Source organism: Trichocoleus sp. ST-U2, assembly GCF_039961875.1.
Lineage (GTDB): Bacteria > Cyanobacteriota > Cyanobacteriia > Cyanobacteriales > FACHB-T130 > FACHB-T130.
Map to the genome: position 1 here is coordinate 60646 of NZ_JAMPJY010000027.1, position 23441 is coordinate 84086.

Sequence of the window (23441 nt, forward strand, 5' to 3'; positions counted from 1 at the left end):
CTAAGTGAGTAAGCAACTGCAAGATTGAGTATCTCTTAGGATATTCTCATCGGACAGAATAGCTAGCTAAAATAAGGTAGGGGTTGGTAATTGTGCAAACATCTCTTGCTATACCAAGTAATGAGAGTCCCCTCGATAACATCCATATTTAGTGGGATTTATTTAATTGTTCTGCCTGTAAAAGCAAGGGTTGCTCTGCTTTTCATCACTGCATTTTTTCTCTAGCCAATAGTTAAGTACATTTGAAAAAAGCAATCATACTTTACATTAAAATTAGAAGAGATATTTATTTATTGAAAAAAAGTTGACCTAGAAGCCGAGAATTTAACACCCCATGCACCTCAGATTCTCTCAAAATATCAAGTCTCTTCTAGAGAAGTTAGCGAATAAACCGTTAACTCTAGCGGATGTTCTGGCAGAAACTTCTGAAAGGGGCTTTAGTTTAGTTATCGCGTTACTTGTTTTGCCGTTTCTGTTTCCGATGCCACCCGGATTTACAGTGATATTGGGTAGCGGCAGCTTGATATTAGCGTTGCAAATGGCTTTAGGGCAACGTTTTCCTTGGCTACCCAAAAGAATTCGCCAGTTTCAATTTCCCCGCTGGTTTGCCCAGCAACTTTTAAAAAACCTGCAACGAGTCACAGGAGTGCTAGAGAAAGTGACTCGTCCCCGGTTGCGCTGGATAGCAGAAAATCCTCAAATTTGGCAATTAAACGGGCTTTGTATTGCATGGCTGTCTGTGTTGCTGATGTTACCCATCCCTTTTACGAATCCGATTCCAACAATTGGGATTTTGCTACTCGTCATTGCCATGCTAGAAGCTGATGGTTTGCTGATGTGTTTCAGTTATGGATTAACTGCTGCGATTACTTTGTTGTTTGCAGTGGCTGCTGGCACGTTCTGGCAAGCGTTGAGTTCGTTGCTGCAAAGCTTGCTTCAGTAAATTCTATAATTGAGGGCTTTCTCGTTCTTCGGGGTTACAAGATAGAAGTGTAAAAGCGCATATCTTGATACCTCTAGAATGATTATTTTTCACTATCTCAATTAGGCTGTAGGCACCCAGCATTACTTTGTTAAGCTGTATTAAGTAATGCTCAGCTCATGCTCAGAACTCCACAGATGCGCTTGTTGATGCCGAATTTGTCCTATACACCGCCTTGGTTGCTGAGAAATGGTCTGTCAATGACCTTATATACTGCTTTGCAGGCGGGTCGCGAGTGGGAGAAGACGACTGTAGATCCGGAGCCAAGTTACCGGGAGACAACTTTTACAGGTGCCGGAGACGTGCCGATTTATGGCTGGGTTGCTATCCCCGATCGCCCTCACGGTACGATTGTGGGGACTTATGGCATTACCGGCGATTTGGAGAATCAATGGTTTCTGAGACTGCTGGGGCGCAAGGCATTTGCACAAGGCTATGCAGTGGTGCTATTTGATTGGCGTGCCCACGGAAAAACCGCTCAGTTGTCTGCGACCTTGACTTCTGATGGCTTGTACGAGGGAGAAGATTTCGTCTGCATTGCTGCCCAAGCAAAAGCAATGGGTTGTCCTGCACCGTTCTGGTTCACGGGGTACTCATTGGGAGGACAACTAGCTCTATGGGCAGTAAAAGCTTCACAGGAGTTGTTAACGGGGAGAAGTCAGGAACTAGGGTTAGAGGAAAGGGAGATTGGCGGGGCTGCGGTGATTTGTCCTAGCCTGGATTCTAACCGTTCCCTTTCCTATTTAGTGAAACATCCGTTGGGTAAGTATTTGGAACAAGCGATCGCGCGAGAATTAAAAAGACTGGCTTGGCGCGTTCATCATGCTCATCCTGAAGCCATCGATCCCGCAGCGATTGAGCGGGCTAACAGCATTTGGGGCTTTGACAATGAGTTGGTAATCGGGCGATTGGGCTTTCCATCCGTCGAAGCGTATTATGACGCTAGTAGTGCCCTACACCTGTTACCTCACCTGAAAAAACCGACTCTAATTCTGTACGCCGCTGACGATCCGATGTTTGACCCTTCAATTGTGCCTGAGTTGCAAGCGGCTAGCGATCGCAATCCTGACATTAGTTTAGTGCTGACGAAATATGGCGGTCATGTAGGCTACATCAGCAGCCAGGAATGTCAGCGTCAAATAGGAGATCCCGATCCCTGGTGGGCGTGGAATCGAATTTTAGAATGGTACAAGGAAATTAAAAACTAAAAATGCAAAATGTAAGAGTTGCCATTTTACATCCTTAATTTTTAATTGCACTACTAACTATGGCGGGGCAGTAAAACGGGTGGCAAAATTTGAATTTCGCGTTGGAGATAAAGCCCGCGCTTTGAGAATTGCTGCGGTCAAAAAGGCATAGGAAATGATTCCCACCACCGCCAACAACAAGCCGCTGACAGCGCCTGTAGCGTTCCACAACGCATGGAGTCCTGATGCTGTCAGATAACCAATCAGCAAAATTGTCCAGCGCTTCTTGGGTTTTAGGGCACTCAGCCCAATGAAATAGCCTAGATAGCCGCTGTAAGCCATGTGTCCTGCCACCGATCCTAAAATTCGGGGAATCAGGAGTTGCAATCCCACCAATTCTCCAGCGCCTTCTCCAGCTTGTAGCGTCACATTTTGGATAATTTGGGGGATGTATTGACCCAGCGTTTCCAACAGGGTAAAGCCAACTGCTGAGGCGGTTCCCACCAGGATTCCATCTAAGGGTTCCCAGACGCCAATGCGATCGCGCAGGGGAGAGCGAAATCCTCGCCCAATTAAATACAATCCCAGCACTGGCAACGCCTTGAGCAACTCCTCCATCAATCCTGCTCCGAAAAACATTCGGATCAACAAACCGGGAAAGTCGATCAAACTCACCTGTTCCGAACCTCGGAGTACTGCTTCTACGTCTCCGGGCAAAACACGGCGAAAAACATAGATGAAAGCCAGTAAGACAGGACTCACCAAAATCAAAGCGGTTGTGACGGCTGAACCCAGGAGTACCCACCAAGGCTTATGCTTGCCGCAAAGTTGGTAGACAAAGTAATAAGCTGCCCAAGCGAGATAAGCTGCCAGTAACAGATTGAATACCACCGACTCACCGACAGCGGCAAACATCAAGACCACAAATCCGACTGTGACCATCCCCGGTACTAGATAAGCTTTTTTCGTTAAATCTCGTCCGGTGGAAAAAATCGGAAATAACTGGGTAAATGTCACTCCTTCCGGTTGGGATGGCTGCACTGGTGCGAATGGCTGAGACGACAGTTGAGTTCTGATCGAGGGGGCTTGAAACTCAAAAATAAACTCTGTGCCGTTTTGTCCCAACTCAATGCGATCGCCTGCGTGCAAAATTTGACATCCCTGTAAGCGTCTCCCGTTCACGTAAGTACCATTGGCACTGTTGAGGTCGCAAATTTGCCAATTGGGTGCTACTCCCGACTGAGTAAGGGGACGGATTGCCGCATGACGCCTGGATACAACACCATGTTGGTTAGAATCCAACACAATTTGACAACTGGGTTCGCGCCCAATCACGACCTCCCGATCGAGCGGAAGCAAGTATGGGGGCAGTGGTGTACCAGCAGCACCAGTAGAAAGCAGCCGGAGAAACCCACTTGTGTAGCTCTGGCCTGTCATTTTAGTAGATTGCGAGAAAGCGATTAGCGATAGCTTAGCAATTAGTGGGGAGTTGTAGAGGCTGGGATTGACCCCCTCTGTCCGGCTAAAAGCTAACAACTCAGCACATCATTACAAAAAACCCTATCCGAAGAAGCCCGATTTCTTTAAGAAACCGGGTCTCAAGCTTTGGTAGGTGATTTTTGTTGATTTCTATCACCCTGATTCAATGCTATTTATTGGTGAGAGTTGGCTTCCCGAACTGCGGCATAGAACAGAAATCCTACGAGAGGAATACTGGCAGCCAGGATGATCCCTGTAGGCAAGTTGCCCAAGTCGGGGTTTCCAGAAGCGAGTTCAAAAATGGAGCCAACGGCAGCGATCGCTGCTACGCAAGAACCGAGCAAAAATACACCACTTTTCGGGGTCATCATGGGCGGTGATATCCTTAAGCTACTGGCTTGACAGCTTGAGCAGAGAAGCCATGCTTTTTCAGCTCCTCATTCAAAGCGATCGCATTTTCCACCCGATCCACAAACAGCACGCCATTGAGGTGATCCATCTCGTGCTGAATGGCACGGGAGAGTAGCCCAGTCGCCTTCATGGTGCGGGGGCGTCCCTGTTCGTCCTTAAAAGCCACTTCCACCATTTCCGGGCGCTTCACGTCGATATAAACGCCAGGAATAGAAAGACAGCCTTCTTGAAACATACACAAGTCGCGCCCGAATTTCTTGATAGTCGGGTTAATCAACACTAAAGGCTGATTAGCGGCGTTATCCGGTTCGGTGTCAATGACAATTAGCTGTTTTTGCACTGCCACTTGAGGCGCTGCCAAACCGATGCCATCTGCGCTGTACATGGTTTGCAGCATCTCCCGAATCAGCTGCCGGATTTCCTGGTCTACCTTGGCAATACGTTTAGCTGGCTGACGCAGGACGCGATCGCCCATATAGTGAATTTCTAATGGCGGTTTTTCTAACTTTTTCTTTTCGACGGCAACTTCAGTCGTCATAGCATTCTGGCTCGCAGATACAGCTTATATGTTCAATGGGTGGAGTTTTTTTATCTTAACAGTTCTCAGTTGTTGCCTCCCTTACTACTTAACTCCCTTACGCTCGTCCCCCAACACCTACTTTCATCAACAACGCGCCGAACGCGGTAGCATAAATTTTTCTCCTTCTCCTGCAAATTTCCCCCTCACCATCAGCACCGTCTCATCAAACGTGTGGGGAAATGCCGTGATATCTCCTGCATCCAAAAGTTCAGGACTAAAGTATATCGTGACGTCTTCAATGGTTTGGGGTATTCTGCCGATAATTTCTTTCAATGGGCATATCTGGGTTGCCACTATATCAAAAAGGTGGAGTTCGGTATCTTTTATCTCCATGCAAGCGATTAAATCCAATTCTTCTGCATAGTATAAAGGGCGACTTCCTTCATTGAAGCAAAATACGGCTTTTTCTTGCACAACTCCAACAATATTAGAAACAGGTGCCCGTATTTCTAATAGTCTATGTAGCAATTTTAAATCTTTGTCATTATCAAAATTCAGTATTCTAAAACTATCCCTGCCGCTCTGCGAATCCCATTTAATTTTAAACACGTATTCTTCGAGTTTCCGAAAGCCAAAAGGCGTATAAAACTCCGGGTTCGGTGTTGTCAATATCAGCGTTTCATAGCGTTTATCGCAATATTCCAGCACCTCCTCCATTACTTCGCGGTAGTAGCCGCGCCTGCGAAATTCCGTCCGCGTGCATACTCCATGTACTCCCCCCACCGTCACCCTTTGTCCCATAATTTGCATCGGAATTTCTAACACTCCTACATGGGTAATAGCTATGTCGTCATGAAAGCGAATAAACGGAGTCGAAGCATCTTCCCACGATGCGTCTAATTTTCTCCCGCATTCTGCCATTTCTCCCAGCCCAGGAAATACGATTTCAACCAAGTCAAACAACTTATTACTTAAACTGGAGTCAGTAGAGAATGACCGTTTGAAGCGATACTGATTCATAACTTAAGCATAATTATTAACTATTTATACTACAAATACTACAACATATTGGGTTTTCAAGGCAAGCGGGAGCCGTTCGGGAGAGTAGAATCTAATGCAGCTCTAAAATCTACTCTTCAAAGAATCGAACGTCCGTGCTATAAACTCTCTGATGATGCCTGTGGTTGAGGAGGAAATTCGTGTTTAAATTTCTAAGTAAATTAGATTACCTGCTGCGCGAAACCTTCCTGGGATTGCGGCGTGGAGGTTGGATGAATTGGGCGGCAATCAGTACCGTTACCGTTTTGCTGTTCCTATTCGGCATGAGTTTACAGGCATCCTGGCAGCTAGAACGCCTGCTGACTCAATTTGGGAGCCAGTTGGAAGTATCGGTATATTTAGATCCCGGAGCGCGGGTGGAACTTGTTGCCCCAATCGTGGGAAAGATGCCAGAAGTGGTCGATGTAAAAACCATTTCCAAAGAGCAAGCTTGGGAATCTTTGGTCAAAGAGCTGGGAATGTCAGAGATTGATGGTGCCACCCAGCAACTCGAAGGGAATCCTCTGGTGGATGAGCTGAAAGTCAAGGCGCGGACTTCTGAGGCAGTACCTGTCTTGGCGCAGAAGCTGAGGAAAGTACCAGGGGTAGATGACGTGCAGTATGTCGATGAGGCGGTACAACGGCTGGCTCAGCTCAATAAAGGTTTGAGCTATGTAAGTCTTACGATTACTACTGTCCTAACGATGACCGCAGTTGCAGTAATTACCACAACGATTCGCCTGATTGTGATGGCGCGACGGCGCGAAATCGAGATTATGCAACTGGTGGGAGCAACAACAGCTTGGATTTATCTACCGTTTATATTACAAGGCATTAGCTTTGGTTTAGTTGGGGCAGCGATCGCTTGGGTTCTGATTAGCACGATTCAGCGTACTTTGAGCAATTTGTTATCAGCTCAACCCGATTTTATTCAATTTCTGGCGAACGGACTGCAATTAAGCCCTCTCCAAGTTTTAATGTTGCCGCTGATTTTGCTTTGTTTAGGCGGTTCAGTCGGCTTAATGGGAAGTTTGTTTGCTGTCCGCCGCTTTGCTTTGCGATAGTTGGCAGTTAAAACTCAAAAATCAAAACTAAAAATTAAAAATTTTTATGGCATCACAATGGGAACGTTTGCTGCAAAATTTAGGGGAATGGCGAGGTTCATTTACCCGCCTCTCACCTACGGGAGAATTACTGGAAGATACTCCTACCGTTGTTTCCCTAGAAGGTCTAGACAATAACCAAACGATTCGCCAAATCATCCGCCGCTTACCACCCGGTCAACTCCCAGACGAGAAAGTTCTCGAATATAGTTCTTTAGGAAAAAGCGTTCTATTTTTTGAAAATGGAGCTTTTTCCCAAGGTTCGATTCAACTCGCTCCTTTTTCCGAATTTGGAGCTGAACTCGGCTTAATTGACGGCAACCGGCGTCTGCGTCTGGTGCAGATATTTAATCGAGATAGCCAATTAGATAAAATTACCTTAATTCGAGAAAAGCTAGCTGGTTCAGATGTTCCGAAACGACCGCATTTAACCCTAGACCAACTTATAGGAGAATGGCAGGGAGAAGCAGTAACAATCTATCCAGATTATCGCTCACCCGATACTTATTTCACTACACTCAAAGTTGATTATGAAGAGAGTGGTAACGTAATTCAGCAATTGAGCTTTGGCGATCGTACTTTTACCTCAACTGCAAGAATGAACGGTAACATTCTCCGCTTTGAGCAAGGTTCCCTACCCGTTCAAGTGTTGTTCTTACCGGATGGTGCCTCTTCCAATTGTCCGCTGCAAGTAAAAACGGGTCAATCTTTTGTTCTAGAAGTAGGTTGGTTATTGAAGCCTGATTTGCGTCAGCGAATGATTCGCCGCTATAGCGATAAAGGGGAATGGATTAGCCTTACCCTAGTTACAGAGCGTAAAGTGTGACAAACAAAGTTAATCGCACAGAAGCACAGAAAAATTTTTAACTTTGCGAACCTTTGCGTGAACCTTCGCGTACCTTTGCGTTTAAAAAATAATTAAAAACTCACCTTCCCATCCTTTGAAACAGTCTCTTCAAACACTGAACCACCCGCTTCAACACGAAGTTTTCCTGTTTTCCAGCCAAGAGAAATAGGGCTATTCCCTTCAGGCGACTTATAGAGTTCAAAATTTTCAAACCAGTTATGCTGGACGCCGTTCCGGATAAGAATTGGTAGCTCGTTCTTAGAAGTATGTGTGATTTTGAGAGTATCGCCAGTTGTTCCTTTGAGCTGCACGGTGCCCGTTGCTATTAAGCTTAAATCTAGCTGAGTCTTAGTCTTTACAGCTTTTTTAAAATTTTCATAACTACCCGTCGTTTTTGCTTCGCCTACTTCTAGAGCAAAGCCAGCATATTGATTGTCTGTCGTGGTTACTTTTAATATCTTTTCATCTTGATAAAGCTGCGCCGCTTTCTTATCTTGAATTTTAACTTCAGTAGTAGAAAAATTAAGATTAATTGGATGAATGGCTAACCAAGTTTTTTCTAATTTAATAAACCAAAGCTTGTCTTCTATTTCTAATTTCGCTGTTTTAGGTAGCTGAAAGAAAAAGGATTTATCAGAAGCAGGTCGTAGCCAAAGCGCCAAGTTGCGGTATTGTCCTATTTGATCGCCTGGATTTTTCCCGGACTTCATTCTGTCGTCGCCCGTGTTAACGACAAAATAATCAACCCCTCGCTTAGAATTTTCAGCCATTAACTTGAAAGAACCAACATCACCATCGCTAAACTCACCGGCTATGCTACCCATCTGATAAGTGTTGCCGAAAAATGTAGTTTCCCAATAACCCGGTCGGTCTTCTCCTCCAGGCTTCCAATTTTCATAAATTGGTTTTGTAGCGAGTAGTTCAACCGGCTTCTTAAACTGCTTGCGAGCTAATGCCACAACTGCTAGAGGAGGACGATAGGCGCTAGTAATGATGTGAATTGAATCATGTTCTGGTTTAGGGTTAGGCAGCGAATTATCCCCAAAATATAGCCAGAGTAAACGAGCGGCAGATGAACCATACACGACATTACTTTTGTTATAATCTCGCTTCGTTGGCCCTCCGAAACCGCCATGATAATACTTCACTGCCCCCGCAGCACAAAGCCAATCAAGAGCAGCTTTACCAAGTTGTTTGACTTCCGGATCTTTCGCAAAATCGTAGAGATTCAGATATGCAGCTAGGGTATGACCGTGGTAATTTTCCGAGTCCCACTCGCCCATCCCAATGTGATAAAGTGCCCAGACATATCGCTGAATTTTCTTTTTGTATAACTGGCGCACATCTTCATTACCCGTTTCCTCCGCCATTAGGTAAACCGATATCTCGCGCATCGCTCTAAGATTATCGGTATTGCGCCCATCCACCCAGCTACCACGCACATCTGGCCCCCAACCATCACCGCCACGACCTCTCCCGTAAATTGGGTGGGGGCGACCATTGGGATCTTGCTTTGTCCATTTTTTTGCCCCATCAAACATCCGTTGTTTGTAGGCAGAATCTAGGAATTTGCTAAAGAAAAAATATTTTCTAATTTGGCCTTTGAGCGTAAAAGAATAGTAATAGTCAATACCGTCAGTGTGGGCGTTATCTTTGGCTTGTTTGTCTTCCTTTTCCAAAAAAGCGATCGCTTTCTCTCGGTTGCCAGCTAAAAAGTCAAACATGGCATGAGGATAAGTTTGCTTTTCGTTTTCCCCACTGTTGTTGTTGTATTTTTTACCTGTGTAGTATTGAATAACCTCATTTGCTCTTTGCTGAAATTCTTTTTCAAGTTCAGGTGTCCACTGGTTCTGAAACTGTGGATCGACGGGTAGCGGCTGAATCTGAACTAAGCCATTTGCATCTTTGCTAATTGAGGGAGAAGCGTCTGAACTGGGTGTATTTGCCCTAGATAAGGGAGTGGTTTTGGCGTTGCAAGCCAATATTGCTACAGCCAGCACGGATGCTATCACCGCGTGACGAAAAATAAAAAACCGTTTCATCAGCAACAGAGGTAATTAAGCTGCTCTGATTTTGGCATGAGTAAAGAGAAGCGATCGCATTTTGGGCGAGATGAATGCGAGCTGATTCTGGAAAAGATAGAAGCGATCACATTTTCATATCTCTCAGGAAGTTTTCGACCAGGCAGCGGCACTGGGGTAGGCAAGGAAAATGGCTTTTGGTGATGCGATTATCCCGGGAACAGCGTTGGTATATGCTAGGACTTTAGTGACACGATAATTGTTAAAGTGGTTATAATATCAGAAATAATTATAATATTAATTGTAAAAAAAATATGAAAAGATTATATCACAGCAAAAGTGAAAGATTTTTTCAAAAAAACTTCACTGAATATGTTAAAAAATTAGCTCCTGATAGCCACTTTATTACGGACTTTCAACTCTATTATGCAGGTATAAAATCCAACAAATTTAAATCAAGAGAGTTTGCACCAGATTTTATCTTAGATATTGTACAAATCGACGCCAACTTAAACTTTCATTTATGGGAAGCCAAAAAGTGGCCTTCCACAGGGTTTGAAGATTTGGTTACAAAGGAAAAATTTGGGAATAAGTCCTCCAGAGGGCTTGAAGATTTGGTTACAGGTAAAGTAGTTGGACAGGTCGTTTTCTATAATGAATACTTTTTAGGTAAGAATAAAGAAGATATATTAAGTGAATTTGAGCGAAAGCAACTAAATAAAGAGGTAATTAAGCAACTAGGACAGAAGAAGCAAGAGGAATTTAAATTTACAACTTGGAATATTTTAGTTTGTGGTGGAGAAGGATGGGAAATATCGGGTCATCTTAATCCCTTAATGGCAGATTATTTTTATTTGAAAAAGAGATATTTTAGGGAAGATGCTCCTGACATTAATGTTTATCAGTTTTATGAGGTTTCGGACGGATTTGACTTAAGACATATGCTTCAATTCAATATATATTCCCAAAACCAACCTTTGCCAGAGTTCAGGAGTATAGAAGACAGGCTTAGTATTAAATGTCTTGAGGGCGGTATGCACCCAGAAGTTTATCTTAAAATGAGGCAAAAATTTAAAGGTATAGAAGTCTTAGAGAATTCAAAGGAAAATTTTGGGCTACCAGATTGGTTCAAGATTTAGGACAAATCCGGGGAGAACATTTTCTCCGGATAAAGTAGTAGGAGATTGCAGCACTTCTACTTCTTGACCTTGGCGATAAATTTCTACTTGTTCGGATTTGCGGTTAATTAACAAACTTAAAACAGTGCCATTGTCTCGATATTCTTTCATTTTCTCTTGAGCGACTTTCAAACTATCACTCGGTGAAAGTAACTCAACTACAAAATCAGGACAAATGGGGGGGAATTTCTCCCTCTGCTGCTGAGTTAGCGCATCCCATCGTTCCAGTTTCACCCAAGCAGCATCAGGAGAACGATCCGCACCATTGGGGAGTTTGAAACCTGTTGAGGAATCGAAAACTTTACCCCATCTATTTTGCTCGTTCCAAATCCAAAGTTGAGCAGTTAGTCCGGCGTTGCGATTTCCTGTTTCTCCCCCTGCGGGTGACATAATGATTAATTCTCCTGTAGCCGTGCGCTCAAACCTTAGATTTTCATTTACTTGGCAAAGCTGAAAAAATTGCTCATCTGTCAGCTTAATAATTGGGTTGAAGTTGACGGTTAGGGCAGTCATACCGACATTGGGGTTTAGATTTTGGATTATTTAGCTCATGTAGAGACGCGATTAATCGCGTCTCTACATGAGTTTCAGTTACCGACTATTCTATTCCTTCAATCCGGTCTTCGACCTCCTGATACAATTCGCGCAGCATTTGTAAATTGCTTTCGCTGGTTTCCCAGTAACCGCGACCATTTACTTCGAGTAAGGTTGCGACAACTTTGCGGAAAGAGTGAGGATTGAGATTCATTAGCCGCTTCCGCATCTCTTCATCTTGGATAAACGTAGTATTTGTATCCTCGTAAATCCAGTTATCGACTGCACCAGCAGTTGCAGACCAACCCATCGTATTTACTAGGCGCTTCGAGAGTTCGCGGACACCTTCGTAACCGTGACTTAGCATCCCTTCGTACCACTTGGGATTGAGTAGTTTGGTACGGGCATCTAAGCGGACGGTTTCTGATAGCGTGCGGACTTGGGCGTTGGCGGTTGTAGTGTCAGCAATGTAGGATGCTGGCGTTTTGCCATCGCCGCGCAGAGTGGCGACAACCTTGGTGGGATCAGAGTCAAAGTAGTGAGACACATCCGTGAGACTAATCTCGGAAGAATCAAGATTTTGGAACGTCACTTCGGCGGTTTTCAGCGTTGCTTCAAAAATCTGACGCGACTGTTCCATTGTGCCTGGGCTATCGGAGGTGAAGGCAAAGGATTTGCGGCTGAGGTACATATCTTGTAGCTCAGATTCGCTTTCCCAAGTGCTGTTTTCTACTGCCAGGTTGATATTAGAAGAATAAGAACCAGAGGCATTAGAGAAAACGCGAGTTGCCGCCTGACGCAGGTTGATGCCCATTTCCTCCGCCTGTAGTAAGGCGTGTTTGCGGACAAAGTTCATCGATAGGGGTTCATCGGCTTCTGCTGCCATCTTCACGGCTTGGTCAAGTAGGTTCATCTGGTTGATGAACAAGTCGCGGAAGACACCAGAACAGTTGATGACTACATCAACGCGGGGGCGTCCGAGTTCAGCCAGGGGAATCAGTTCCAGTTTGTTGACTCGTCCCAAAGCATCTGGCACAGGTTTTACGCCCACCATCCACATAATTTGGGCGAGGGATTCGCCGTAGGTTTTGATGTTGTCGGTTCCCCAGAGGACGCAGGCGATGGTTTCGGGATAGGCACCCGTTTCGGCCCGTTGCCGTTCTAGCAGTCGGTCTACAACGACTTTGGCGGATTTGACTGCGGCTGCTGTGGGGATAGATTGGGGGTCGAGGGCGTGGATGTTTTTGCCGGTCGGCAGGACATCTGGGTTGCGGATAGGATCGCCACCTGGCCCCGGAAGGATGTATTCGCCTTCTAAGCCTTTGAGTAAGGCACCCAGTTCGTTATCGGCACAAACTTGCTGGAGGCAGAATTCCAAATACTCAAATAGAGGCTTAATCGCTTCTGGATCAACTTTCGCATAGCCTGCTTTATGCAGGGATTCGATCCAAGGTTCCTTCTTGCCCATGTTGAAGAAGTTGAGCTTAGAAACGAGGGAAACGCGACCATCGGCGTCAGTTTGTTCTTTGACGAGGGCGGAAACAGCGGCACGAGTGGCAAGGGTGATGTCTTGCAACAGTTGGACATCTTCTAAGATGCCTTTGTCGTTGTTCTTATAGATGTCGTCAATGTCGCGTCCGATGCTGTTGGCAATGATGCGGGGAAGACTGAGAATTTCTTCTTCGTTGCGGTCGAGAGAGGCGATATTGACCAGGGTGGCGATCGCTTCTTCTGCACTCGGCGGTTTCCCAACGACGTGCAAGCCACAGGGCAATAGCCGTGACTCAATTTCCATCAGTCTCCGGTACACCAAACCAACCAGGGTATCCCGTTCCTCGGCTGTCATCTCTTTGGCATCTTTCTCTGGCAAGGCGATATCTTTATCCAGATTCACCATGCGAGACTTATCTACGATCGTGTTAACAATCTGGATGCCGCGTCCCGTATCTTTGAGGGTTTGGTAAGAACCGATTAACTCGCTCAATTCCTGCAAACCCTTGTAAAGTCCAGCATTTTCTGCCGGGGGAGTTAAGTAGGAGATAGTTTCGGCGTAGCTGCGACGCTTGGCGATGGTGGCTTCGCTGGGGTTATTCGCCGCGTAGTAGTAGAGATTGGGAATGTTGCCAATCAAGTTATCGGGGTAACATTCGTTAGACATCCCCATCTGCTTACCAGGCATGAATTCCAGCGATCCATGCGTACCGAAATGCAGCACGGCGTCGGCTTTCCAAATTCGCTCTAAATAGGTGTAATAAGCGGCAAAACCGTGATGGGGGCTGGCAGAACGGGAGAATAGCAACCGCATCGGATCGCCTTCGTAGCCAAAGGTCGGCTGGACGCCGATAAAGACGTTGCCGAAGTGTTTGCCGAAGATTAATAAATTCTGCCCGTCGCTGTTGAGATGTCCAGGCGGTTTGCCCCAGTTTTCTTCGAGCCGTTGAGAGTAAGGAGTTAAGTCTTCATACTCCGGCGTTGACATCCGATAGGCGATATTCAGTTCCGGAGTGCTGTACTGCGCTTGGGCATCGTGGATGACTTCTTGCATCAACGCCATCGGTGACTCTGGCAGTTCGGGGAGGTCGTAGCCGTTCTGCTTGAGGGCTTTCATCACCTCGTAGATGGAACCAAATACATCCAGATAAGCAGCTGTCCCGACGTTACCTTTGTCCGGTGGGAAGCTAAAGACGGTGATAGCAACTTTCTTTTGGAGTTTTGGCTTGCGGCGCAGGTTTGCCCATTTTAAGGCGCGTTGCGCGATCGCTTCTATGCGATCTTGGAGGGCGATCGCTTTCCCAGTGGCTCCATCCCTTCCGGAAAGGATAATCGGCTCAATCGCTCCATCTAGTTCGGGGATGGCAATTTGCAATGCCACTTGCACCGGATGCAGCCCTAAATCGCTATTTTCCCACTCTTCTGTTGTTTGAAATACCAGCGGCAGTGCCACCATGTAGGGGCGATTCAGGCGTTTGAGAGTCTCAATTGCCTTGGGATGATCTTGTCTAGCAGGGCCTCCGACTAGGGCAAATCCGGTCAGGGATACCACTGTATCCACGATTGTCTGGTTTCCTTGGAGGAAGAAAGTATCCACTGGCTTAGAGAAATCTAAACCGGAGGCAAAGACGGGAATTACCCGTGCGCCCATTGCTTCGAGTTCCTGTACCATCGCCACATAATGGGCATCGTCGCCTGTGACGAGGTGAGTGCGTTGCAGCACTAAGCCCACACAGGGAGCCAGGGGATCTTTGAGATCGGCAGAAATATCGTTGCGGCTGTTGTACCAGTTGAAATATTCTTTGACATCCTCAAACATCTGGGGTGCCAAGGGGTGCCAGATCCCCATATCAACATAGGTGACGGGGTCTTTGTATTGGAAAGACGAGCCACGGCGCGTCTCTACACCCTTGATAACGTATCTATCCGCCAGCATCAGCAGGAAGTTCTCCAGGTTCTCTGAGGAACCGCCTAGCCAATATTGGAAGCTGAGCATGAAGTTCCGAGCATCCTGCGCTTTGTCCATTGGCAGGTATTTCAGAACTTTGGGCAAAGTTTGCAGCAGCTTCAGCATCCCGTCTTGGAAGCCGCTACCGGATTTTTCTTTGCGCTTCCGCATAAATTGAGCGATCGCGCTCTTAGATTGCCCCAGCTGGGCCATCGAGAAGCTGCCCATTTTGTTCAGGCGCATCACTTGCGGCATCGACGGGAAGACGACAGCGACATCCAGCGCGTCGCGGTGGGGTTCTACTGCCGCAACAACTTTATCGGCTAAGTCTTCAATAAAAATCAGGGAAGCGATAAAGATATTGGCACCCGCAACGTCTCGCTTAAAATTCTCGTAGTTTTCCGGGTCGCGCAGTTCTTCAAGCAGATAGCCGCTAATTTCGATGGCTAAGCCGGGATGGTTCTCGTTAATTGAGCGAACCGCTCCTGAAAGGGCACTCTGGTACTGTGGCTCCAGCACGACATAGACCACCTTGAGTAGCGATCGCCCCCGCAGGTTGTCCGGGGCAATGTGGCGAATGGTGGACTTGACGTGAGTGAACATTCGCGTAGGCTCCAAATGATAACGTGTTCTCTTATTTAGGAAGGCAGAATTAAAGATACAGAAGTCTGAGGCGATCGCTCATCTTTCTGAATTCTGGGTTCTGATGATTGATTGGCTTATGAAGTGTTTTTACCAAAAAATGCTTACCCAGTGCGGGGTTTGGGCATTATCTGACACAATTCGATAAAAACTTTGCAACATTTTTTTATATTTATTGACAAATTTGAAAGTGCATACTCATTTTTTTGCAAATAAGTATTAAGTTTTGGAGAGGCGGGGAATGCCAATATCGGACATCTTGATTCTTTCAAATGGCCCTGGGGAGTTAGCGACCTGGGTTCGTCCTGTGGTAAAAGCTTTACGGGAACAACTAGGGGATGACCGTTTGGCAGTGCGGATCTCGGTCGTTCTGTCTCCTTGTCCCAACGCGAGTGGCAAAGAAGCGGAAATTGCCCAGTCTTACCCGGAAGTAGACCGAGTACAGGGGGCAGAGAGGTTTTGGGAGTTCTTGCTGTTGGGAAAGACGGCGGAAAACTGGGATTGGAGCGATCGCGGTGTGGTTCTGTTTCTTGGTGGAGATCAAATTTTCCCCGTCGTCATTGGGAGACGCTTGGGTTATCGCACAGTTATTTATGCGGAGTGGGACGCCCGTTGGCACAGTTTGATTGACCGATTTGGCGTCATGAAACCGGAACTCATCGCCCGCATTCCCCAGAAATATGCTCATAAGTTTTCGGTTGTCGGGGATTTAATGGCAGAAGCGGCAGAATTAAACACTAAAAATGAAAAATTAGAAATTTCCGAGGCAATCTATCCGGGCGAAACGATTGGGTTATTGCCTGGGTCGAAACCAGCAAAACTTGCTCAAGGAGTGCCTTTGTGTTTGGCGATCGCAGAATATCTGCATGCTGTCCGTCCCCAAATCCGCTTTGCGATTCCCGTCGCGCCTACTTTGGATCTAAAAACTTTAGCTCGATTTGCCGATCCCAAGCAAAATCCAGTGATTGAGTTAGTAAAAGGCGCAACAGCAGAACTCATGACTCCCAATCCGCCAGAACTTCCGTATTTAAAAACAGCAGCGGGAGTGCGAATAGAACTTTGGACGCGATCGCCAGCGTATGACTTACTATCTCAATGTTCTCTGTGTTTTACGACCGTAGGAGCCAATACCGCTGAACTCGCTGCCTTAGCCGTCCCGATGATTGTCTTATTGCCAACTCAACAATTGGACGCCATGCGAAGCTGGGATGGGTTGCCGGGATTACTTGCTAATTTGCCAGTTCTCGGTTCTAGTTTTGCCAAAGCAATCAACTGGATTATCATGCAAAAAGTCATGGAACAAGGGCGTTTATATGCTTGGCCTAATATTTGGGCAAAAACCCAGATAGTTCCAGAATTACTCGGTAAACTCCAAGCGGCAGAAGTTGCAGAATTTGCTTTGGACTATTTAAATCATCCTGAAAAATTACAGGAAATGCGCGATCGCCTCCGCAGCATTCGAGGTGAAGCGGGTGCTGCCCAAAAACTGGCAAAGCTAGTTTGTGAGGAGTTAGAAAGACAAAATGCTTAATTTTTAAGCACTACGACGCCCTAGTTCGTAGATCCCGCAACCGACACAAGCCAGCATTCCCATACTGATTGCCCAGCTGCGCCCTAAGCCAAGTTCTACTCCGTAGTTGCAAACCGCGCCAATCAGGAAAAAAGGCACAATGCTGAAAATAGAAGCATAGAAGGCATTTTGAGCTTCTCTACCCTTGCGAGTTCTGTCAAATTCTTCTTGTGAAGTGTACAGCGATCGCTCAGCAAAGTTAAACCAGCGATTAATTTGCTCCATCACCCATTCGCTGACCGGAGAGCAACCGAGATATAAAGCCAGCGACCATAGACCTGCACCCGCGATCGCGGTCGCATTCAGCTCGAATCTAAACGGTAGAATTTCAATCAGCATGGGTTTTACAACACTATAGTAGTTACTCTTCAGGGATTTTAACAAAAGTCAAGAATCCGTGAATATAGGTTGTTCCTCACTGCCGGAAAAAGTTTTGAAGTGCCGACAATTTCCACCCAGAGACAGACCCCAGCTAAAGGCTTGACTGTCAAACTTGACACGGCAGCAATCTAAAGTAACATCTTTCGGTTAATTGGCTGCGTAGATAAGCACCACAGTTCTCAGTTATCGATCTTAATTCGGGCAAACGAAGAGTAAAGCAATGCAGCAAGGGTCCGTACCACAAAACCTTCAAAACCGCTTTCTCCATCCAAGACGATTTCTATTTTTATTAGGGCTGCCTTTAGCCTGGTTAATGCCAGCAGTAGAATTACAGCCAAAATCAGTTGAGGCATTGGAAGTTAGAGCAAGTTCGGCATTAACTGGCAATAGTTGGCAAGGGGCATCTTTCCCAGTTGAAAATTTTCAAGGCTATACTTCTGCATTTGGCTACCGTCGCTCCCCTTCTGGTTCTGGGGGTTTGGAATTCCATCGGGGCTTAGACATTGCTGCACCTGAAGGAAGTTACATTCGTAACTGGTGGGCAGGGAAAGTCGTGAAAGTCTCACAAGATAGACTTTGCGGCACCTCAATTACTGTGGAGTCCGGTGCGTGGCGTCACGTCTACTGTCACATGAAAGGGAGCGTGGAAACCGCCAATGGCGGTCGTTATTTCATCGATCGCAGCGGGGGTCTTGTAGTTTGGGAAGGGCAACAAGTGCCAGCAGGTGCCCGGATTGGTCGGGTAGGGATGACTGGGCGCACTACTGGCCCTCATCTCCACTGGGGATTAAAGTATGGCGATAACTATGTAGATCCGGCTCAGGTTCTTAAAGCAATGTATGCTCAACAACCCGGTAATGTTCGGCAAGTTGGGCAACGTTTGCTTCAACCGTCTAGAAGTCAGACATCGTGGTGGAAACGTCAGGGGCAACGAACGATTGATTATTGATCGACGTGACAACATTTTCTTAGGCTCAATCCTTCTTACCTAAGACAAAAGCAATTCAAGGACTGGGTGCAATACATCAGTAGGGACATGGCATTGCCATGTCCCTACTTGTTAGAAACCGCAATATACTGCACTCAACTGAGAAACGTTATACAGGAAAGCCCCGAATATTGGCAGTTTCAAATCTTAGCAATAAAAGAACCCGTTTTTTTCAAGAAAACGAGTTCTTTTATAGAAGTGTTCTGTTTAAAGAACAAGCACTTTTAATTAAGGTAATTAAGGAAGTGCTACCTCTTTCTTAGGGACTTGGGCACGTTCAGTTACAATTTGACGAAAGCGATCGCCCTCAATCGTTTCTTGGTCTAACAAAAGATCTACCAGATAGTCTACTAAGACTCGGTTTTCCAAAATCAGCCGACAAGCTTCCTTATAACAATGCTCAACAATTGTTCTGACTTGAGTATCAATGCGAGTCGCAATTTCCTCAGAATACTCGCTACGGCTCCCCCAATCGCGCCCTAAGAATACCTCCCCATTCGGAGTTTCCAACGACAGCGGCCCCAAATCGGACATTCCAAAGCGCGTGACCATCTGCCGCGCTAGCGATGTCACTTTCTCTAAGTCATTCCAGGCACCCGTTGTCACTTCATCGTCGCCAAAAATGACTTCTTCCGCTGCACGTCCGCCCAAAATTCCGGTAATTCGAGCTAGCAGCTGCGATCGCGAAAACAAACCCTGCTCTTCACCCGGAGTATACCAGGTCAGTCCTCGTGCTTGACCCCGTGGTACAAGGGTGACTTTCTGCACCGCATCGTGACCGGGTAACAGAGTGCCGATCACAGCATGACCGATTTCGTGATAGGCAATTAATCGCTTGTTCTTGCTATCCACCAGCGGCGTGCCTTCCATCCCCGCTACCACCCGGTCAACGGCGTCGTTGATTTCTAGCTCTGTAATCGCATCTTTCCGGCGTCTGGCAGTCAAAATGGCAGCTTCGTTGAGCAGGTTCGCTAAGTCAGCACCTGTAAAGCCTGGAGTTCGACGAGCAATGTTTTCCAGCGAGACTTCGGGGGCAATTTTCTTATTCCGCGCATGAACTTCCAGAACCGCAAGGCGTCCCTTCAGATCCGGTGCATCCACCATCACTTGTCGGTCAAAACGTCCCGGACGCAACAGCGCCGAATCCAGAACATCGGGACGGTTGGTTGCGGCAATAATAATAATCCCGGTATTGCCTTCAAACCCGTCCATTTCTGTCAAGAGCTGGTTGAGGGTTTGTTCCCGTTCGTCGTTCCCACCGCCGATGCCTGCGCCTCTTTGCCGTCCGACGGCGTCGATTTCATCGATGAAGATTAAGCAGGGAGCGTTTTCTTTGGCTTTTTTGAATAAGTCGCGGACGCGGGATGCACCGACGCCGACGAACATCTCCACAAATTCCGAGCCGGAGATGCTGAAGAAGGGAACCCCGGCTTCCCCTGCGATCGCTTTGGCGAGTAATGTTTTCCCGGTTCCAGGAGGGCCAATTAACAGGACGCCTTTGGGAATTTTCGCACCTACGGCGGTGAATTTCTCTGGGAGTTTGAGGAAGGTGACGACTTCTTCGAGTTCTTCTTTGGCTTCTTCGATCCCGGCGACGTCGTCAAATTTGACGCCGGTTTTGGCTTCCATCTGAAATCTGGCTCTTGATTTCCCGAAGTTCATGGCTTGCCCAGAGGCATTACTAGAACGACGGAAAATAAACATTAATACTCCCAGTAAGAAGAAGAGTAATAGTAAGTTTGCCGCTACTCCCACCGCTGCGGTGTTATCGGTCGAAGGTTGTACATCAAGTTCGACATTTTTGTCGCGGAGTTGTTCGATCAATTCTGGGTTTTGCTCTAGAAGCATTACCTCTTGCGGCGGATCGGTTGGCTTTTGCCCCGTTAATCTAACCTTAGCCATCCGGGTGGCTGGGTCAATTTCCACTTTGGTGACTTGGTTTGCCTCAAGTTTCTGCAATAAATCGCCATAGGTGAGGGTGTTCTGCTCTGCCTTGGCGAGGGCAGGAGGACTCAGCAGCATCCCCTGGAAAATCATCAAACTGGCGGCGATCTGCCAGAAGCGTCGTGGCGCTGGTTTAACGGAATCTTTAGACCTTTTTGCCGGTCGATCCCCTATCCATGCTTCGATCCCAGAATTATTGTTCATAACTATTGCCCTTTCCCTGCTGCTTTGACTCAACCCCTAGGTTGCTGGATTTCCAGAGGAATCTGCCTAAATCAGGAGTTGAGCAGACCTTTCCATCTTCTAGTTTAACTGTCTCGATTCCAGCCTTGCCGAGAATCGGTTTGCTGGTTTTGGCTGCTTTGTTGACGAAGTTGGGTGGAACTTGTTATCTTAAACGTATTCATAACGAGTACGCTTTAATATTATCGTAAATTTATCTACCGATGTCTCGGTGACAGTGGATTACCGGAGATTAACTATTTTTGCGGTTACTAAAGCTTGTTTTCATCTTCATGGAGGATTGATATGGTCAAAATTGTGGGAATTGGCGGGAGTTTACGGGCTGAATCTCAAAGTCAGCTGGCTCTAAATTTGGCAGCTTTGCGAATGCGATCGCTTGGTGCTGAGGTAGAAGTTCTTGATTTGCGGCAAATGAATCTGCCTTTTTGTAACGGGGAAAAGGAATTTCCAGACTTTCCAGATGTTGCAAAGATGCGGAAAGCCGTCGCTGAGGCAGATGGCTTAATTTTGGCAACCCCTGAATATCATGGTAGTGTCAGCGGTGTGCTGAAAAATGCCTTAGATTTAATGAGCTTTGACCAGCTAAGCGATAAAGTTGCAGGTTTAATTAGTGTCTTGGGAGGTCAGTCAAATAGTAACGCTCTCAACGATCTTCGGGTAATTATGCGCTGGGTTCATGCTTGGGTAATTCCGGAACAAATTGCCATTGGACAAGCTTGGAAAGCGTTTGATGCTAATGGGAACTTGCTGGATGATAAACTTTCTGAGCGCTTTGATGAATTTGCTAAAAGTTTAGTAGAAAATACCCAAAAACTGAGAAAGGCTGCCTAGTTTTCGGCTTCAATAGGGAAGTTTTAACGCAAAGGTACGCCAAGGAAATCGCAAAGGTACGCAGAGATGATTTTTCTTTGCGTATCTTTGCTTTATTCCTTTGTGGTTCTAGGCGTTAAAAAACACCCAATTATTTAATGATGGTGGTGATCGTGGTCGTGGTGATGACCGTGGTCATGGTGATGATGACCGTGATCGTGGTGGTCGTGGGTATGAGCCGCTTGCATCGCCGCCATCTGAGGATTAACGGAAAGAGCTTGTTCTGAAAATAAAGCTTCAATCTGAGGATGCGCCCATTCTGCTGCCATCTTTAAAAATTCTGGATGGTCGTTGACGCACTCCATTTGTACGTAGGTCACTTCCGGATGCTTACGCCGTAAGTTATGCAGGATGTGGTCTACATCTAGCAGAGTTTCATGATTCTCAGTAGCAAAGCCAATCGGCATGAAAACAACCGAGGTAGCACCCAGCAGAATTAGATTTTCAGCAGCTTGGGTGGCATTGGGTTGAGTCCATTCAATCAGAGGAGTGTCATGGTTGAGCCAACCCACTGAAATCAACGGATATTTATTGATCAGCTTCTCTCTAACTCTCTCGTAGAGTGCCTCACTTTCAGTGATGCCTGAGGTAAATCCTTTAGCTTTATGAGGGCAACCGTGGTTCATCAACACAATGGCAGTTTGGGAGGGCAGGTGGGCGACTGCTAAATCGCGGGCAATTTTCTCCTCTACTAGACGCGCTAACAACTCGATGTAGGCGGGTTCGTTGTAGAAGGAGGGAATATAGCGCTGTCCCTTAATCCAATGTTCGCTACCGTCAGAGAGTCTGGAAAGGGCGTTATTTACTTGCTCGACCGCAATCCCGCTGGTAAAGATAGAATCTACTACTAAGAGCGGGTAGATCAGCAGTTTGTCAAAACCCTGCTCTTTGATTTCAGCAAGAACCTGTTCGGGAAGGAAGGGAGCGCAGAAGTTAAAGGCTTTGAAAACTTTAACGCGATCGCCCCATTTTTCTTGTAGATTTTTTTCTATCCCCGCTCGTTGCTGTTCAAAAATTGCGTTGTGAGGGGAAATAAAATGATCGTGCTGGTGGTTCCACTCGTGCAGGTCAAAGATTGCCAAAAGCTTTGCGAGTGGTGGATAAATCCACGTCGGTACCGGCGCAAACTTAGCGGTGAGTAGATTTAAAGCTTGTTCGTTGTAGTTGGCAAAGTCGTCGTAGCTTTCTACTTCGCCATAGCCCATCAGCAATACGGCTACGCGGTCGTTACCAGTGGCTGAATCGTTATTTTGTTGAAGTTTTTCTGGGGTGGCTACCAAGTCGCGTTCCTCAACTTGAATGGTGTCTACATCAGAGTGGAAACTGAGGCGATCGCGTTGTCGTACAGATCCAATCCCCTCAAAGCACCACTCCTTTTTTAGGTTAACATCCCCTATGGGGGGATTAAGGTAAAAAATTTAGTAGTTAGATAATATTGCAGCGAGTTTTGAGGCGCGATTCATCCATCCAATGATTGATACAAGTCAGGAGCGAGCGATCGGGCGAAGAGCTGCATCTAGTGGCATACGCTAACGCGATCGCGTCCTTGCGCCTTCGCTTTGTAAAGTGCCGCATCCGCCGCATGAATGACTGCCTCTCCCGTATTGCCGTGAATCGGGAATTTTTGTTTTTGTAAAGTTTCGTACAGCGATATAATTGGCTAGCGCTAAGGCAAGATTTTCTGCGACTGTCACTGGTTATACCCCAGCGCACATTAAATTCCGGATCTACCCATTCAATCGCTTGATAGCCGCTGAAGTGCTGAATATTAAGCGTTGCATCTGCTTCCCAATTTTGCTGAGATGGCTTCCCCGCATTTTCCCAGCGCTTTGCCATGCGAACCTGCTAGAGACACAACCCCGCAATCGAAACCCCAATACCAACAAGGAAAGGCAGCCGTCGCGACGCCACCGCATATCCTCTGTAAACGAACAGTCTCAAGGGCATACACTAAACTTAATCGGAAATAAGAGGTTGTAGAGAAAAGTGGGATCGTTTCTATTCCTTTCACCCTAAGCTGTCACCAGCTAGCGATAGCTGAGACGGAAGTTGTGCAATCCACAA

Annotated in this window: 19 protein-coding genes; 8 read left to right on the forward strand and 11 right to left on the reverse strand. The window is 46.5% G+C overall.

Features of this window, described 5'->3' with window-relative positions:
• Positions 1-334: 334 nt before the first annotated feature.
• Together NC996_RS17960 and NC996_RS17965 are read left to right on the forward strand one after the other, a co-directional pair.
• Positions 335-943 (forward strand): exopolysaccharide biosynthesis protein, encoded by a 609-nt coding sequence (locus tag NC996_RS17960; protein WP_190432632.1) that lies wholly within the window; start codon positions 335-337, stop codon positions 941-943.
• 188 nt (positions 944-1131) lie between these two features.
• Positions 1132-2190 carry an alpha/beta fold hydrolase gene (locus tag NC996_RS17965; protein ID WP_190681997.1) on the forward strand — a complete coding sequence of 353 codons (1059 nt, stop codon included), beginning with the start codon at positions 1132-1134 and terminating at the stop codon, positions 2188-2190.
• A 57-nt stretch (positions 2191-2247) separates the two neighbouring features.
• Here NC996_RS17965 and NC996_RS17970 read toward each other — a convergent pair whose 3' ends face one another.
• The 4 genes from NC996_RS17970 to NC996_RS17985 all read right to left on the reverse strand — a co-directional run bounded on the left by NC996_RS17970 (position 2248) and on the right by NC996_RS17985 (position 5599).
• Positions 2248-3606: a PrsW family glutamic-type intramembrane protease gene (locus NC996_RS17970; RefSeq protein WP_190681956.1), complete on the reverse strand. Its 1359-nt coding sequence runs from the start codon at positions 3604-3606 to the stop codon at positions 2248-2250.
• Positions 3607-3821: 215 nt separating this feature from the next.
• On the reverse strand, positions 3822-4016 hold the full coding sequence (locus tag NC996_RS17975; RefSeq protein ID WP_190410931.1) for a hypothetical protein: 195 nt from the start codon (positions 4014-4016) through the stop codon (positions 3822-3824).
• A 17-nt stretch (positions 4017-4033) separates the two neighbouring features.
• Positions 4034-4597, reverse strand: a complete 564-nt coding sequence (gene def, locus NC996_RS17980; RefSeq protein ID WP_190410870.1) for a peptide deformylase — start codon at positions 4595-4597, stop codon at positions 4034-4036.
• Positions 4598-4723: 126 nt separating this feature from the next.
• Positions 4724-5599 (reverse strand): GNAT family N-acetyltransferase, encoded by an 876-nt coding sequence (locus NC996_RS17985; protein ID WP_190681959.1) that lies wholly within the window; start codon positions 5597-5599, stop codon positions 4724-4726.
• Positions 5600-5778: 179 nt separating this feature from the next.
• Here NC996_RS17985 and NC996_RS17990 point away from each other — a divergent pair, with 179 nt between their 5' ends.
• Positions 5779-6681, forward strand: a complete 903-nt coding sequence (locus NC996_RS17990) for a permease-like cell division protein FtsX (protein ID WP_190672947.1) — start codon at positions 5779-5781, stop codon at positions 6679-6681.
• Positions 6682-6727: 46 nt separating this feature from the next.
• Positions 6728-7546, forward strand: a complete 819-nt coding sequence (locus NC996_RS17995) for a DUF3598 family protein (RefSeq protein WP_190681962.1) — start codon at positions 6728-6730, stop codon at positions 7544-7546.
• A gap of 92 nt (positions 7547-7638) precedes the next feature.
• Here NC996_RS17995 and NC996_RS18000 read toward each other — a convergent pair whose 3' ends face one another.
• A complete protein-coding gene (locus NC996_RS18000) occupies positions 7639-9609 on the reverse strand; it encodes a hypothetical protein (RefSeq protein ID WP_190681964.1) in 1971 nt (656 codons plus the stop codon).
• Positions 9610-9902: 293 nt separating this feature from the next.
• Between NC996_RS18000 and NC996_RS18005 the strand changes: the two genes are divergently transcribed.
• Complete coding sequence (locus tag NC996_RS18005; protein ID WP_190681970.1) at positions 9903-10727, forward strand: hypothetical protein; 825 nt, start codon at positions 9903-9905, stop codon at positions 10725-10727.
• Here NC996_RS18005 and NC996_RS18010 read toward each other — a convergent pair.
• Both NC996_RS18010 and NC996_RS18015 read right to left on the reverse strand, forming a co-directional pair.
• Entirely contained in the window at positions 10704-11279 is a 576-nt protein-coding gene (locus tag NC996_RS18010) for a Uma2 family endonuclease (protein ID WP_190681972.1), read from the reverse strand. The two genes, NC996_RS18005 and NC996_RS18010, sit on opposite strands and share 24 nt — an antisense overlap.
• Before the next feature lie 85 nt (positions 11280-11364).
• The gene (locus tag NC996_RS18015; RefSeq protein WP_190681975.1) at positions 11365-15342 is read right to left on the reverse strand and encodes a magnesium chelatase subunit H; all 3978 of its coding nucleotides are present in this window, start codon (positions 15340-15342) and stop codon (positions 11365-11367) included.
• Between the two features lie 280 nt (positions 15343-15622).
• On the opposite strand from NC996_RS18015, the gene NC996_RS18020 reads away from it, so the two are divergent.
• Complete coding sequence (locus tag NC996_RS18020; protein ID WP_190681978.1) at positions 15623-16912, forward strand: lipid-A-disaccharide synthase; 1290 nt, start codon at positions 15623-15625, stop codon at positions 16910-16912.
• 3 nt (positions 16913-16915) lie between these two features.
• On the opposite strand, the gene NC996_RS18025 is transcribed toward NC996_RS18020, so the two are convergent.
• Entirely contained in the window at positions 16916-17290 is a 375-nt protein-coding gene (locus tag NC996_RS18025) for a hypothetical protein (protein ID WP_190410880.1), read from the reverse strand.
• A 355-nt stretch (positions 17291-17645) separates the two neighbouring features.
• On the opposite strand from NC996_RS18025, the gene NC996_RS18030 reads away from it, so the two are divergent.
• Entirely contained in the window at positions 17646-18281 is a 636-nt protein-coding gene (locus NC996_RS18030) for a M23 family metallopeptidase (RefSeq protein ID WP_347275884.1), read from the forward strand.
• A 276-nt stretch (positions 18282-18557) separates the two neighbouring features.
• Here the strand turns inward: NC996_RS18030 and ftsH are convergent, their stop codons facing one another.
• Positions 18558-20468, reverse strand: coding sequence for an ATP-dependent zinc metalloprotease FtsH (gene ftsH / locus NC996_RS18035; protein WP_190436736.1), 1911 nt, complete (start codon positions 20466-20468; stop codon positions 18558-18560).
• 324 nt (positions 20469-20792) lie between these two features.
• Between ftsH and NC996_RS18040 the strand changes: the two genes are divergently transcribed.
• Positions 20793-21338 (forward strand): NADPH-dependent FMN reductase, encoded by a 546-nt coding sequence (locus tag NC996_RS18040; RefSeq protein ID WP_190410883.1) that lies wholly within the window; start codon positions 20793-20795, stop codon positions 21336-21338.
• A gap of 134 nt (positions 21339-21472) precedes the next feature.
• On the opposite strand, the gene NC996_RS18045 is transcribed toward NC996_RS18040, so the two are convergent.
• Both NC996_RS18045 and NC996_RS18050 read right to left on the reverse strand, forming a co-directional pair.
• On the reverse strand, positions 21473-22657 hold the full coding sequence (locus tag NC996_RS18045) for a ferrochelatase (protein WP_190681980.1): 1185 nt from the start codon (positions 22655-22657) through the stop codon (positions 21473-21475).
• A gap of 145 nt (positions 22658-22802) precedes the next feature.
• Positions 22803-23213 (reverse strand): hypothetical protein, encoded by a 411-nt coding sequence (locus NC996_RS18050; protein ID WP_190681983.1) that lies wholly within the window; start codon positions 23211-23213, stop codon positions 22803-22805.
• Positions 23214-23441 lie beyond the last annotated feature (228 nt).

What these genes read in the sequence shown, in the direction of transcription:
- NC996_RS17960 (WP_190432632.1), top strand. Translation starts at nt 335, where the DNA reads ATGCACCTCAGATTCTCTCAAAATATCAAGTCTCTTCTAGAGAAGTTA.
- NC996_RS17965 (WP_190681997.1), top strand. Translation starts at nt 1,132, where the DNA reads ATGCCGAATTTGTCCTATACACCGCCTTGGTTGCTGAGAAATGGTCTG.
- NC996_RS17970 (WP_190681956.1), bottom strand. Translation starts at nt 3,606, where the DNA reads ATGACAGGCCAGAGCTACACAAGTGGGTTTCTCCGGCTGCTTTCTACT.
- NC996_RS17975 (WP_190410931.1), bottom strand. Translation starts at nt 4,016, where the DNA reads ATGACCCCGAAAAGTGGTGTATTTTTGCTCGGTTCTTGCGTAGCAGCG.
- def (WP_190410870.1), bottom strand. Translation starts at nt 4,597, where the DNA reads ATGACGACTGAAGTTGCCGTCGAAAAGAAAAAGTTAGAAAAACCGCCA.
- NC996_RS17985 (WP_190681959.1), bottom strand. Translation starts at nt 5,599, where the DNA reads ATGAATCAGTATCGCTTCAAACGGTCATTCTCTACTGACTCCAGTTTA.
- NC996_RS17995 (WP_190681962.1), top strand. Translation starts at nt 6,728, where the DNA reads ATGGCATCACAATGGGAACGTTTGCTGCAAAATTTAGGGGAATGGCGA.
- NC996_RS18000 (WP_190681964.1), bottom strand. Translation starts at nt 9,609, where the DNA reads ATGAAACGGTTTTTTATTTTTCGTCACGCGGTGATAGCATCCGTGCTG.
- NC996_RS18005 (WP_190681970.1), top strand. Translation starts at nt 9,903, where the DNA reads ATGAAAAGATTATATCACAGCAAAAGTGAAAGATTTTTTCAAAAAAAC.
- NC996_RS18010 (WP_190681972.1), bottom strand. Translation starts at nt 11,279, where the DNA reads ATGACTGCCCTAACCGTCAACTTCAACCCAATTATTAAGCTGACAGAT.
- NC996_RS18015 (WP_190681975.1), bottom strand. Translation starts at nt 15,342, where the DNA reads ATGTTCACTCACGTCAAGTCCACCATTCGCCACATTGCCCCGGACAAC.
- NC996_RS18020 (WP_190681978.1), top strand. Translation starts at nt 15,623, where the DNA reads ATGCCAATATCGGACATCTTGATTCTTTCAAATGGCCCTGGGGAGTTA.
- NC996_RS18025 (WP_190410880.1), bottom strand. Translation starts at nt 17,290, where the DNA reads ATGCTGATTGAAATTCTACCGTTTAGATTCGAGCTGAATGCGACCGCG.
- NC996_RS18030 (WP_347275884.1), top strand. Translation starts at nt 17,646, where the DNA reads ATGCCAGCAGTAGAATTACAGCCAAAATCAGTTGAGGCATTGGAAGTT.
- ftsH (WP_190436736.1), bottom strand. Translation starts at nt 20,468, where the DNA reads ATGAACAATAATTCTGGGATCGAAGCATGGATAGGGGATCGACCGGCA.
- NC996_RS18040 (WP_190410883.1), top strand. Translation starts at nt 20,793, where the DNA reads ATGGTCAAAATTGTGGGAATTGGCGGGAGTTTACGGGCTGAATCTCAA.
- NC996_RS18050 (WP_190681983.1), bottom strand. Translation starts at nt 23,213, where the DNA reads ATGGCAAAGCGCTGGGAAAATGCGGGGAAGCCATCTCAGCAAAATTGG.